This is a genomic window from Pseudomonas sp. KH_021 (genome assembly GCF_057838865.1).
Genome location: NZ_CM174477.1, coordinates 3373118 through 3385891, shown reverse-complemented (window position 1 = coordinate 3385891; position 12774 = coordinate 3373118). Strand labels below are relative to the sequence as shown.

Here is a 12774-nt window from a genome sequence, read left to right as displayed (position 1 = left end):
GTTAGTGGGGTGCATCAGTCATCTCGGCCACCTTGGCCGCCAACAGTTCAAAGGCAAAAGGCTTGGTGATCATCTGCATGCCAGGGTCCAGAAACCCACCGCGTACCGCCGCATATTCCGCATAACCGGTAATGAACAACACCTTGAGCCCCGGCCGCAGTTGCCGGGCGATCTCCGCCAATTGCCGGCCATTCATGCCCGGCAGTCCCACGTCACTGATCAACAGGTCAATTCGCTGCTTGCCATTGATGATCGGAATCGCCGTGTCGGCGTTGGCGGACTCCAGATAGCTGTAGCCCATTTCACTCAAGACTTCGCACACCAGCAGGCGCACGGCGGAGTCGTCCTCGACAATCAACACGGTCTCGCCGTTCAGCGCCCGTGCGGGGATGCTTTTGTGGGGGATTTGCGCCAGCGGTGGCGGGTCCAACTGTCGCGGTAAGTACAGGCTCACGGTGGTGCCTTTGCCGACCTGACTCTGGATCGACACATGCCCACGAGACTGCTTGGCAAATCCATAGATCATCGACAACCCAAGGCCTGTGCCCTGGCCGATGGGCTTGGTCGTGAAGAAGGGGTCGAACGCCCGGTTGATGATGCTTTGCGGCATCCCGCAACCGTCGTCGCTGACGCTTAGCAACACGTAGTCACCGGCCGCAAGGTTCGCTTGTGTACGGCTAAAACGCTCGTCCAGATGCCGGTTTTCAGTGCGTACGGTCAGGTGCCCACCGTTGGGCATGGCATCGCGGGCATTGATCACCAGGTTGAGCAGGGCGCTTTCCAGTTGGTTGGGGTCGGCCTCGGCCACCCAAAGGCTGTCGTTGAGTGCCAACTGCAGCTCCACACTCTCATTCAGGCTGCGCTGGAGCAGTTCGGCCATGGAATTGACCAGTTGGTTTATTTCCACCGGGCGGCTATCCAGCGACTGGCGCCGGGAAAAGGCCAGCAGGCGATGAGTCAAGGCGGCCGCTCGGTTGGCGGACGTCACGCCCATATCAATCAGGCCGGCCAAGTCCTCAAACCGGCCTCGCGCCAGGCGCCTGCGCATCAGCTCCAGGCTGCCAATAATGCCCGTGAGCATATTGTTGAAGTCGTGGGCAATGCCGCCAGTGAGCTGCCCGACCGCTTCCATTTTTTGCGCCTGGCGCAGGGCGTCCTCTTTCTGGCGTATTTGCGCCGTGCGTTCTTCGATCTGCTGCTCGAGGTTTTCATTCAAGCGCTGCAGTTGTTGTTCGGCCTGCTTGCGCTCTGTGATGTCCGAGGACACACCCACCAGCGTCACGACGCCCCCTTGCGACCGGCTGACCACGCGGGCGCGCAAATCCACCCAGTTCAACGAGCCGTCGGGCCAGACATTGCGAAACTGAGCGATGTAATCGGTGCCGAACTGCAGGCTGTGTTGCAGGGCCTGTTGCATGGCCGGCTGGTCGGGCGGGTAAACCCCATTGAGCCAGTCCGAGTAGCTGAACGGCTCATGTTCGGTGCGTCCAAAATGAGACTTGCTCAACGCCGAGCATTCAAGCACCCGATCGTCGACGCTTAATTGCCAAGTGCCCAGGCGCCCGGCGGCGAGGGCGTTATGCAGGCGCTGTTCGCTTTCACTCAAGTCTTGCAGGCGGTCACGGGCTTCATACTGTCGACGACGACTGCGGATGGCAGACGTCACCAGGCTCAGCAAGGTCGCAGGATGGAAGGGGCGCTCTAGAAAAGACACGTTGCCCAGTTGCGGGCTGATGGCGTCATGCTGCGCCGGCCGGGCATCGCGCTGGGTCAGTAGCACAATAGGGAGGTCTGACCAGGCCGGCTGCTGGCTCAGATAGATATGCAAGGCGGTCAAGTCCACACCTTGCAGTGCCTCGTTGGCAATCAAGGCCATCCCGGCACCGTCCTGTAACAGGCAGCACAGTTCATCGAGGTCGCTGGCAATCGTGGTTGCGAAGCCAGCCTCGTTGAGCAGTAGGGTGGCGATCTGGCTGTCACGACCCAGAGGCGCCAGAATGACCGCGCGTTCCGTTGCGCGACGTAATTCGCTCATGTGTCCTCGTCCTTAAACAGGGCGTGCTTTTCATCAACGCGCGTACTCGTCGGAAGGCGCAAGCGCGCAGCGCCACTCTCTATCACTTGACCATGGGCGAAGAGTGCGGTTCCAAAGAATAAATCGCGGGATTACAGGCCTTGTTGGAGGGAAGGGTCGTCGGGGTTTTGTTGTTCGAGTTCGGCTTGCAGGATCTGCACGTTTTGCAGTTGCCCGGTTTCTTTCCAGTACTCGATCAACAGCACACGCGCCTTGCGGTTGGCCGGCTGGCGACGAAGGATGTCTTCCAATTGCTGTTGCGCCGGGCCGACCTGATCCAGATCGTGCAGGGTCTGGGCCAGGGTGTAGCGATAGTCATTGTTGTCGGGTGCCAGCTCCAGAGCCCTGGCGAAGGCGAGCAAGGCGTATTCGCTCTGGTCGTGGTGCAATAACCATAAGCCCAGCTCATGTTGCAGAAAGGCCGAGTCGGGGTGCCGGGTCAGTTGGTCGGCTAACAGCTGGCGCGCCTGGTCGGTCAGGCCTTGGCGGTCCATGAGCTGGACTTGCGCGGCGATGGCCGGAAAATTGCCCGGATCAAGCTTGAGGGCAAGCGTCAACGCCTGGCTGGCTGCTGGAAAGTCGCCATCGTGCAGATACAGCTTCGCCAGTTGCAGCTGTGTGGTGCTGCTCTGAATTTGCTCTTGCAGCACCTGTTTGTACTCATCCAGAACAGAGTCCAGTGGCGCGGAGTACAAGCCCAGCTCATCGGGGCTCAGGCCCAGCAGAGCACGGGTGGCAGCGAAGCGAATGGATTGTTCCGGGTCATCGAGCAACGGCCCAAGCAGCAGGCTGCGCTGGGGGCTGGGCACCAGCCCGACCAGGCTGTCGATGGCGGCCAGGCGGACGTCAGCCGAGTCATTGGCAAGGTCTGTGCTTGCCAGTTTCAGAGCCTGGGAGCTGGGGTAGTTGGGCAACTGGGCCAAAAGTGCGATGCGCTGTTGCGGGGTGAGGTCCGGCCGGGCCAATTGTTGGTACAACACCCGCGCCGCGCCAGGCTGGCCGTTGCGGGCCTGGGTCAGGGCATGGCTGTAGCTGTGCTTGGGCGTCTGAACGGGGGCGGGTGTATCGTCGCTCCGCCAAAAGCTGCCCAGGCCCAGTGCGATCAACAGAGCGAATCCCAGGGCAGCGTAGCGAGAAGCATTGGACATGTGCGGTTCCGAAGCACGGCGACAAAGGGATCAGCTTCGGTCAGACAGCATTGGGAGTCAAACGTCCCATAGTCATGCCTGAAAAATACTACAACGATAATGGGTCTACTTAGGTGCAAATCTCGCACCGATGCGGCTGGCCAGCCACGACAACAGCGCACCGCCCGCGCCGCCGCCCAGCATACTGGTGAGGATCGCGGAAATATCCAGTGGGCCAGTGGCGTTCGCGGAAGGCTCACCCAGCCAGGCCGCCAGCAATTGGCCGACGATGACCCCACCCACGCCACCAAAGATGGAGTTCAGGACAGGGCCCAGGTTTTGTTTGCTGAAGCCGGCAAAATTACCGCCAACGACACCGCTGACCAATTGAAGTGCAAGGCTGATGAGATCCATGGTGAGTCCTTTGAGAGCCGAATGTGATAAGGCCCGGATATCGTCATACAGCCGATGAGAAATCGATACTGTCAGAAATGACAGGCTGTAGGAGCAGAGCTTGCTCGCGATGGCATCACCGCGGTCTTCCTGAAAACGGCGGCGATGCCATCGCGACCAAGGTCTGCTCCTACTGGGTGTTAAACGCGGTTGATCGCAATCTCCGTGCCGTCGATGCGCTGGATCACTACGGTCGTCGCCCGTGGTCGCACCGTGGTGCCGGTCGGGGTGACGTCGGTGGCGACATCGGTGTAAGGCCAGTTACTCGGGTGCTGGATGTTCACAAACAGGCTCTTGTTGTCGGGCGTGAAGGCCAGCCCCGTGACTTCGCTACCGTTGGGGCCGACGAAGAAACGGCGCAGGTTACTCTGGTTTTCGGCGTTGACCGGTACTTGGGTGCCCTGGGCGTTGACCAGTTGAGTCGGGATGACGGCCAGCAGTTGGTCGTTGGTGTAGCTGGTGATAGTCGACTCGCCGTTGTCGGTCTGGATCCACATCACACCGCGGCTGTCGAACGACATGCCGTCGGGGCTTGCGAACTGGTTCAGTTCGGTCAGGCCCGAGCGGTTGAGGTCCGGGGTGCCGCTGGCGTTGGCACCGAAGACGAAGATGTCCCAGGAGAAAGAGGTCTGGTCCGCGTTGTCGTGCCAACGAATGATGTGGCCATGCTTGTTGTTGATGCGCGGGTTGGCAACGTTGGCCGTGGTGCGGCTGGTGTTGTTGGTCAGGGTCAGGTACACGTCACCGTTGAGCGGGTTGACGGCGGTCCACTCCGGGCGGTCCATCGGCGTTGCACCCAGCGCATCGGCAGCACCACGGGTGTTGATGATAATGGTCGCCAGGTCACCGTAGATTGAACCCAGGGTGCGGCCATCGCTGGTGGCGCTGTCGACCGTCAATGGCAGCCACTGGCCGACCCCTTCGGCCGTAAAGCGGGCGACGTACAGGGTGCCGTTGTCCATGTACTTGGCGCCGGTGGCCAGGCGGTCGGACGGAGTGGCATCGGCGGCTGACCAGAGCGCGGCGGAAACAAACTTGTACAGGTACTCGTTCTGCGCGTCGTCGCCACAGTAGAACACCACCGGCTTGCCTTCCTCGACATTGCCCGGCCAGCAACCTTCGTGACGAAAGCGCCCCAGGGCGGTGCGCTTGACCGCCCGCTGGGTGGCGTTGTAGGGGTCGATCTCGACGATATAGCCGTAGGTGCTGGCTTCGTTGCGATAGTCGTCTTCGGCGCTGGCACCGCTTGGGGTCACGTCGAAGCGCAAGAATTCTTCGTTGACCTCACTGGCATCGCCCGCTGCGGTTTCCCAGCCATAGCTGCTGGATTTACCCACGCCAATGCGGCGCTGGTCTTCAGGGATGGTGCCGCGGTTGACAAACACACCCGGCCAGTTTTCTTCGCACGTAAGGTACGTGCCCCATGGGGTGTAGCCATTGCCGCAGTTATTGTTGGTGCCGCGCGCCTGGGTGCCGTTGCGGGAGAACTTGGTTTTGACATGGGCAGTGCCACGCAGCGGGCCTGCGATGTCCATGACGGTGGCGGTGGTAAAGCGCTGGTTGAGCGGGTCGTTGTCGACGACCTGCCAGCGACCGCTGACCTTACTCACACGCACCACACCCGCGCCGTGGGCGTTGATTTCCTTGCGCACTTCTTCAGCCGGGCGTTTGCCGCTGGCGTCCTTGGTGGCGCCGGCGGGGTGCAGGGCTTTCTGGTCGATGTATTCGAAGTTGATCGCGATCAGGCCGTCGTCGGAGCTGCCATTGATCGGGAAGAAATGCATGCCGTCGTGGTGCATGCCCATCGAGTTGGCCTGATCAATGGAGGTGTTGCTGCCGTCGTCCTTCCAGGGGTTGGCCTTGCTGTTGAGCGGCGTGCCCCAGGGCGCCAGAACGTATGCGGTGTAGCCGGCGGCAAGGGTGCAGGCGTCGGTGCGCGAACCCGGGATCGAATCGAACGCCAGGGTCATCTTGGTCGGAGCCGGCTCAGGTTCAGGCGTCGGGTTAGGGGTAGGTGTCGGCGTCGGCGTTGGCGCCGGAGCTGCAGCCGGGTCGTCGCTGCCGCTGCTGCTGTCAAAGCAGCCGGTCAGGCCGGTGCCGGCGATCATGGCGATGGCCGCGCCCAGGCTGCCCTTCATCATGCTGCGGCGGCTCAGAAAGCCGTTGATCACCACGTCCATGGGCTCGTTGTTACCAGGGTTCAGGTCACGGTTGCTGCCAGTTTCTCTGCTCATCAGGTTTCAGGTCCTTCTAGGAATGGCTTAACGGTAAAAAGAGCCGTGACTGTAGAAAGCTAATGTGATGATTCATTTACGGTTTGTTTAAAGTACTTAGAAAAGTGTTACTTATTGCAAAAAGAAATTAGGACATTAAACCGTCATTTTTCGCTCGTAACCTGCGCGCCATTGAATCGTAACAATTTTTGGATGGCGCATAGATGAAACGGCGAGAGGTGATGGGCCTGATGGCGATGGCGGCGATGGCCCCCTTGATAACGGCCTGCTCGTCCCTCAAGGCACCTGGCGTCTCAGCCGATTCTGCCGTTGAACTGTTATATGTCGCCGACACCCTGGATGCCCGCCAGCCGGGTTTGCCGGTGGTGCCACGAACGCGCCTGGGGCCAGTCGCCCGGGTGGGTCAGGCGCCTTGGCTGACAGGCGCCAGCGCCCGAGCGCAATTCCCGCTGAACCCTTCGATTGCGCCCCTGTTGGATGCCGCCTTGGCCAGCAACCAGCCCACCGGGGGCTACGCCGTGCTGGCGGCGATGCTGCAGCGCTGGCGCGAACAGGCCGGTGCGGATAATAGCCTGACGCTTGAAAATGGCCAGTGCTGGAACGGCAGTGGCTTGGCCTACCTCACCCGTGGTCTTTCCGGGGTTCAGGGCAGTGCGCTGCTGGGCAGCGAGGTGCGGGTCAGTAGCGATGAGCGTCAACTCTGGCCTGGGCAATGTGCGGGTCTCTATCGGCAGTTCAAACAGCCGGTGCTGGGCGCTGGCTTGTCCGCCGATCAGGCTCGCCAATTGGGTACTGAAGGCTTCCGTGTGTTCCAGCGTGGCGGAGTGCGTATCGCAGTGGTGGGCATCACCGATCCGTATGCGAAAGATCAGGCCGCAACCCTCAGCCAGTGGCACCAGCGGTTGCAACCGGTGTTCAAGCAAGCGCGCGAACAGGCCGACCTGGTCGTGGGGCTGGCGGATGTCGGCACCGGTCCGGGCTTCTGGCTGGCCGAGCGCATCAGCGACCTCGACATTCTGTTGTGCGCCCGTGGCCAGGACCTGTGGCCCGCGCCTATCGAGGTGATGCAAGCCTCTGGCAAGCGCGTGCCACTGCTGTTGGCGGGCTCGCGTGCCAGCGGTGCTTTTCGTATTCGCTGCGAGCAACGCCTGGGGACGTGGCAGTTCACCGCGCAGTTTCAACCGGCTTATGCCCAGGCCCTGGACGAAGCTGGCCAGCGCCATGCGCAACAGTTCCGCCAAACCCTTGCCCAGCAGCGCGCTGCCCATGCAGGCTGGCTTGACGAGCCACTGGGCCATGCGCCCGAGCCACTGTGGCGCCGCGACGTGCGTGCCGGCAGTTGGGATCGCCTGATTCATCAGGCACTCGCTGACGCAGGGCAACCGGCCGTATTGCTGCCGGGCCTGCGCTACGACAGCCCTTTGGCTGCCGGTGCGACCATCACCCGTGAACATTTGATCAACCTGACCGGCAGCTACCCGGCAGCGGTGCTTGATGCGCCGGCCGATCAGGTCGGCCGGGTGCTGGAAAACGCCGCCGAGCAACTGTTTGGTGAACCCTTGCTGCTGGACAACAGCCAGGATCTGCCGCGCTGGCTCGGGCAATCCTGGGAGGTCGCCTACAGCCCCGGCGGGCGCCGAATTACTGGCCTGGAACCCATGACAGGTCAATGCCGAACGTTCGCCCTGGGCCTTGATGCGCAGGCGGGCGAGCCGCTCTGGCAGCGCCTGGAAACCTTTATTCGCGAACAGCCCACGGGTTGGCAATTGGCACAAGTGCCCCTGCCGCAGCTGCGTTATGTGCAAGGGCATCCCGGTTGGCATCCGCACGGTGTGCTCAGTTGAGCCGCGTCACCAGCCTGTTGCTGACCACCTTGGCCGCCTGGCTTGCTGCCCAGTGCGTGCTGACCCTGTGGCACGGACCGGCACCGCTGCCCAGCGTTTCACCCGCACCGCCACCGGTGCCGGACTTGCTGGCCCGGCACTGGAAGGCAAAACCGATCAGCGATGTGCTGCCCCTGACCACCCTGGCAGTGGAATACGTGGGGGGCCTCAAGGCCACGCCGATCGAAGCGACGGTGGTGGTGCTGCGCTACCAGCAGCAACAACGTGCCATGCGCCGCGGCCAGCGCCTGGCGCCCGGCATTGTGCTGGAAACGATCAATGAACAAGGCCTGATTTTCGATCACAAGGGGCGGCGCGAGCGATTGCCGTGGCCCCCGCAACGACCGCTGAACGGTCTGAAGCGTCAAGGATGAACTGACCCGATGAAACTGCTGAATCACTATACGCTGCTGTTTTTGATGATGTTTGCCTGGAACATCGGCCAGGCCATCGGCGAAGAAAAGCTCTTGTATGAAGTCAACTTCATCGACACCGACCTGATCGAGTTCATCGACAGCGTCTCGCAGATCACCGGCACCACTTTTATTGTCGACCCCAGGGTGACCGGCAAAGTCACCGTGCGCAGCGTTGATCGGCTGGGCAGCGAAGACATCTACGGGATATTCCTGGCCCAGTTGCGCGCCCAGGGCTTTGCCGCCGTCGACTTGCCCAATGGCACGGTCAAGGTGGTGCCTGACCAGGCCGCGCGCCTTGAGCCTGTGCCCGTGGAAACGGCCAATCGCAACAAAAGCGACAGCAGCGACGGTATGGCCACCCGCGTGTTCAATGTGCGCAATGCCGCCAACGAGCAGATGCTCAATATCCTCAAGCCCTTGATTGACCCACGGGTCGGCGTGATTACCCCGTACCCGGCCGCCAACCTGTTGGTGATCACCGACTGGCGCAGCAACCTGGACCGTATCGACAGCTTGCTGTCGCAATTGGATCAGGTCAGCGAAGAGCCGATGGAAGTGCTGGCCCTAGTCAATGCCAGTGCCAACGACACCGCACAATTGCTGACCCGGCTGTTGGCCCGCGAGCAAGGCGTGGACGGGGTGCAAGTGATCGCCGACCCACGCAGCAATGCCCTGTTGGTACGCGGCAGCGAAAGCGCCCGCAACCGGGTAAAGCTGCTGCTGCGCAAGATCGATACACCGCAAAGCCTGGTGCGCAGCAGCAACACCCAAGTGATCTACCTGCGTCATGCCAGCGCCGTGGAAGTGGTCAAGGTGCTGCGCGGCCTAAGCCAGGACGTTGCCGCGCCCGCCACTGAAACCGGCAAGGCCGAAGAGGGCGGGGCGACACTGGTGTCGGCCGAGGGCTCTACCATACGGCTGGAATCCGAAGAGGCCACCAACGCGGTGGTCATGGTCGGGCCCGACAGCGAGCTGGCCAACTACCGCAGCATCATCGAGCAACTGGACATTCGTCGCGCCCAGGTCATGGTCGAAGCGATCATTGCCGAAGTCTCGGAAAACCGCGCCCGTGAGCTGGGCGTGCAATGGCTGTTTCTCAATGACGGCAACAGCGGCGTGCCGGTGGGCAGCGTGAGCTTCGGCAACTCGGGCATCAACAGCATTGCCGCAGCGGCCGCCACCGGAAACGATACCGCGCTCGGTGCATTGCTGTCGGGCATGCAAGGGGTGACCGCGGGTGTCGGTCATATCGGCAGCGGCTTCAACTTTGTCGCGCTGCTTAATGCGCTGAAAAGCGAGAGCGGCTTTAACCTGTTGTCCACGCCAACCCTGTTGACCCTGGACAACGCCGAAGCCTCGATCCTGGTCGGCCAGGAAGTGCCCTTTGTCACCGGCTCCGTGACCCAGAACAACAGCAACCCCTACCAGACCATCGAGCGCAAAGAGGTCGGGGTCAAACTGCGGATCAAGCCGCAGATCAACATCGACAATACCGTGCGCCTGGACATCGTCCAGGAAGTGTCCTCGATTGCCGACAACGCTTCGGCCAGTGACGTGATCACCAACAAGCGCGAAATCAAGACCAAGGTCATGGTCGAGGACAACGGCCTGGTGGTCCTCGGCGGGCTAATCGGCGACGAGCAGAACGCCAGCCGCCAGGGTGTGCCCTTTCTGGCCGACCTGCCACTGGTGGGCGGGCTGTTTCGTTCCACCACCAACAGCCAGGTCAAACAGAACCTGATGGTGTTCATCCGCCCGCGAATCATTCGCGATGCGGCCACCCTGGCGCAGTTGAGCAACGACAAGTACCGCAACCTCAAGCAGAGCACGCCGCTGGACTTGCCGGGCATTGCGACTAACAAGAGCCTGCTGGACCTGTTCCCGGCCAGCCGCGAGCGCATGGATGGGCTGACCTGGTGATCAATCTTCTGCCCTATCGGCTGGCGCGTCAGGCCGGTGTTTCGATCATCCCGCAAGAACAGGGGTGGCGCCTGATGCTACGCGCCGAGGCCGACCTCAACCAGCTGCAGGAAGTGTTGCGCGTGCACGGCCAGCCCTGTGCCGTCGAGCAGCTGTCGGTGGCTGACTTCGACCTGCGCCTGGGGCAGTTGTACGAGTCCGGCGAGGACGCCACCGCGGCTCTGATCGAAGGCATCGCCGAGCATGTTGACCTGGACAGCCTGGTCAGTGAGCTGCCGAAAATCGAAGATTTGCTGGAAAGCGACAACGAAGCGCCGGTGATCCGCCTGATCAACGGGCTGTTTGGCGAGGCGCTGCGGCTGCGCGCCTCGGACATCCATATTGAAACCTTCGAGACCCGACTGGCGGTGCGCCTGCGGGTCGACGGCCACCTGCGCGAAGTGCTGTGCCCGCCGCGGGCGTTGTCAGCCATGCTGGTGTCGCGGATCAAGGTCATGGCGCGGCTGGATATCGCGGAAAAGCGCCAGCCCCAGGACGGTCGGATCGGCCTGCGCTCCGGTGGGCGAGAGGTGGACATCCGGGTCTCGACCTTGCCGAGCATCCATGGTGAACGAGTGGTGATGCGGGTGCTCGACAAGCAGGCCAGCCTGCTGGACCTGAGCAACCTGGGCATGCCCCTGGCTGTGGAGCAGCGCTTGCGAGCCTGCCTTGCCCGGCCCAACGGGATTGTGCTGAACACCGGGCCGACCGGCTCCGGCAAAACCACCACGCTGTACGCCAGCCTCAATTCGCTCAACGACGGCAGCCGTAACATCCTCACCGTCGAAGACCCGGTCGAATATGCCATCGCCGGCATCGGCCAGACCGCCATCAACCCGCGTGCCGGCCTGACCTTCGCCAGCAGCCTGCGCGCCATCCTGCGCCAGGACCCGGACGTGATCATGCTCGGCGAAATCCGCGACGTGGAAACCGCGCAGATTGCCGTGCAGGCCAGCCTGACCGGGCACCTGGTGCTGTCGACCCTGCACACCAACAGTGCCGTGGGCGCCGTTACGCGCTTGCGCGACATGGGCGTGGAACCCTTCCTGATTGCCTCCAGCCTCAAGGGCGTGATGGCCCAGCGCTTGGTCCGCAAGCTGTGCCACTGCGCCATCGCCAAGCCCTTGCTGGCCGCCGAACAGGCTCTGTGGCCAGAACTGGCCGGGCTTGCCGAGAGCTTCCATCCCCAGGGGTGCAGCGTCTGCCAGGGCAGTGGCTACAACGGCCGGATCGGGCTCTATGAGTTCATCGAACTGGATAACACGCTGGTGAGTTTGCTCTACGACGGCGCCAGCGAAGTGGCCATGGAAGTCTACTTGGCCGACCAGCGACAAAGCCTGGTGCAGATGGCGGTGGAGCGGCTGCGACGTGGCGAAACCAGCCTGGCCGAGGTGTTGCGTGCCGTCTCGGGGTAATCACTGATGCCAACCTATCGTTACCTGGCCCTGGACGCCGAGGGTCGCCGTTGCCGTGCCAGCCTGCAAGCAGAAAGCGAGCGCCACGCACGCCAATTGCTGCGCGAGCAAGGGCTGTTTACCCGCGAGCTCGAACTGCAGAACGGCGCTGCAGGGGTACCTCGGCGCCAGCGCCTGAGCCATTCGCAACTGTGCGAAGTGACGCGCCAACTGGCGACCCTGGCCAGCGCCGGGATTGCACTGGTGGATGCGCTGGCGACCCTGGAACGGCAACTGGCCGAACCTGCCATTCGCAACTTGCTGGTGGCGGTGCGCGCCAGTATTGGGGAAGGCCATACGCTTGCCGAAAGCCTGCGTCGCCAGGGTGGGCTGTTTACCGGGTTGTACTGCGCGCTGGTCGAGGCCGGGGAAAAGTCCGGGCGCCTGGCGCCAGTCTGGGAGCGCTTGGCCGAGCATCTGGAACAAGTCGAGCGCCAACGCCACAAGGCCCGCGCGGCGCTGATCTACCCGACGATGTTGATGCTGGTGTCGCTCACGGTGGTGGTGGGCTTGATGACTTTCGTGGTGCCCAAGTTGACCGAGCAATTCGCCCACGGTGGCCAGGCATTGCCGTGGGTCACTCAAGTGCTGATCGGGCTGAGCGATGGGCTGTTGGTCGCAGGCCCCTGGCTGTTGGCCATGACCGTGGCGGGGGTCGGTCTCTCTCTGTTTCTGCTGCGCAAGCCCGTCTGGCGCTTGCGTCGCGATGGCTGGCTGCTGCGCCTGCCGAAAATTGGCGTGTTGTTGCAGGTGCTAGACAGCGCCCGGGTGTCGCGCAGCCTGGCCATTTTGGTGGGCAGTGGCGTGCCGCTGCTCGAGTCCTTGCAAGTGGCCACCGCCACGGTCGGTAACCGGCAGATTTTGCTGGCCTTGCAGGCGGCGCGCGAGCAGGTCAAGGGCGGGGTCAGTCTGCACCGCGCCTTGAGTGCCAGTGGTCACTTCCCGCCACTGCTGCTGAACATGGTGGCCAGCGGCGAGGCCAGTGGCACCTTGCCGGACATGCTTGAGCGCGTCGCCGACAACCAGGAACGCGGCTTTGCCCGGCAAGTAGAAATGACCATGGCACTGTTCGAACCGCTGATGATTCTGGTCATGGGCGCCGTGGTGCTGTTTATCGTCCTGGCCGTGCTGCTGCCGATCATGCAGCTCAGCCAAGGCCTTACTTTTTGACAAG

Annotated in this window: 9 protein-coding genes; 5 read left to right on the top strand and 4 right to left on the bottom strand. The window is 62.4% G+C overall.

Going from position 1 to position 12774, the window contains the following annotated elements; genetic code table 11:
* Position 1 precedes the first annotated feature (1 nt).
* The 4 genes from AC3IX4_RS15635 to AC3IX4_RS15620 all read right to left on the bottom strand — a co-directional run bounded on the left by AC3IX4_RS15635 (position 2) and on the right by AC3IX4_RS15620 (position 5888).
* Positions 2-2035 carry a hybrid sensor histidine kinase/response regulator gene (locus AC3IX4_RS15635; RefSeq protein ID WP_489256352.1) on the bottom strand — a complete coding sequence of 678 codons (2034 nt, stop codon included), beginning with the start codon at positions 2033-2035 and terminating at the stop codon, positions 2-4.
* Between the two features lie 131 nt (positions 2036-2166).
* Positions 2167-3222, bottom strand: coding sequence for a tetratricopeptide repeat protein (locus tag AC3IX4_RS15630; RefSeq protein ID WP_489256351.1), 1056 nt, complete (start codon positions 3220-3222; stop codon positions 2167-2169).
* A gap of 105 nt (positions 3223-3327) precedes the next feature.
* Positions 3328-3615 (bottom strand): hypothetical protein, encoded by a 288-nt coding sequence (locus tag AC3IX4_RS15625; RefSeq protein ID WP_489256350.1) that lies wholly within the window; start codon positions 3613-3615, stop codon positions 3328-3330.
* Positions 3616-3794: 179 nt separating this feature from the next.
* On the bottom strand, positions 3795-5888 hold the full coding sequence (locus tag AC3IX4_RS15620; protein ID WP_489256349.1) for a PhoX family protein: 2094 nt from the start codon (positions 5886-5888) through the stop codon (positions 3795-3797).
* 203 nt (positions 5889-6091) lie between these two features.
* Here AC3IX4_RS15620 and AC3IX4_RS15615 point away from each other — a divergent pair, with 203 nt between their 5' ends.
* Genes AC3IX4_RS15615 through gspF form a run of 5 tightly spaced genes read left to right on the top strand, consistent with a single transcriptional unit; the run spans position 6092 to position 12770 of the window.
* Positions 6092-7732 (top strand): bifunctional UDP-sugar hydrolase/5'-nucleotidase, encoded by a 1641-nt coding sequence (locus AC3IX4_RS15615; protein WP_489256348.1) that lies wholly within the window; start codon positions 6092-6094, stop codon positions 7730-7732.
* Positions 7729-8145 (top strand): pilus assembly protein PilZ, encoded by a 417-nt coding sequence (locus tag AC3IX4_RS15610; RefSeq protein WP_489256347.1) that lies wholly within the window; start codon positions 7729-7731, stop codon positions 8143-8145. The genes AC3IX4_RS15615 and AC3IX4_RS15610 overlap by 4 nt, the downstream gene beginning before the upstream one ends.
* 45 nt (positions 8146-8190) lie before the next feature.
* Positions 8191-10107 carry a type II secretion system secretin GspD gene (gene gspD, locus AC3IX4_RS15605; protein ID WP_489261295.1) on the top strand — a complete coding sequence of 639 codons (1917 nt, stop codon included), beginning with the start codon at positions 8191-8193 and terminating at the stop codon, positions 10105-10107.
* Positions 10107-11561, top strand: a complete 1455-nt coding sequence (locus tag AC3IX4_RS15600) for a GspE/PulE family protein (RefSeq protein ID WP_489261294.1) — start codon at positions 10107-10109, stop codon at positions 11559-11561. Before gspD ends, AC3IX4_RS15600 begins: the two co-directional genes overlap by 1 nt.
* 6 nt (positions 11562-11567) lie before the next feature.
* Positions 11568-12770: a type II secretion system inner membrane protein GspF gene (gene gspF, locus AC3IX4_RS15595; RefSeq protein WP_489256346.1), complete on the top strand. Its 1203-nt coding sequence runs from the start codon at positions 11568-11570 to the stop codon at positions 12768-12770.
* The last annotated feature ends 4 nt before the right edge of the window (positions 12771-12774 follow it).

Excerpts from the sequence above, each read along its gene's own strand:
- AC3IX4_RS15635 (WP_489256352.1), bottom strand. The coding sequence starts at position 2,035 with ATGAGCGAATTACGTCGCGCAACGGAACGCGCGGTCATTCTGGCGCCT.
- AC3IX4_RS15630 (WP_489256351.1), bottom strand. The coding sequence starts at position 3,222 with ATGTCCAATGCTTCTCGCTACGCTGCCCTGGGATTCGCTCTGTTGATC.
- AC3IX4_RS15625 (WP_489256350.1), bottom strand. The coding sequence starts at position 3,615 with ATGGATCTCATCAGCCTTGCACTTCAATTGGTCAGCGGTGTCGTTGGC.
- AC3IX4_RS15620 (WP_489256349.1), bottom strand. The coding sequence starts at position 5,888 with ATGAGCAGAGAAACTGGCAGCAACCGTGACCTGAACCCTGGTAACAAC.
- AC3IX4_RS15615 (WP_489256348.1), top strand. The coding sequence starts at position 6,092 with ATGAAACGGCGAGAGGTGATGGGCCTGATGGCGATGGCGGCGATGGCC.
- gspD (WP_489261295.1), top strand. The coding sequence starts at position 8,191 with ATGATGTTTGCCTGGAACATCGGCCAGGCCATCGGCGAAGAAAAGCTC.
- gspF (WP_489256346.1), top strand. The coding sequence starts at position 11,568 with ATGCCAACCTATCGTTACCTGGCCCTGGACGCCGAGGGTCGCCGTTGC.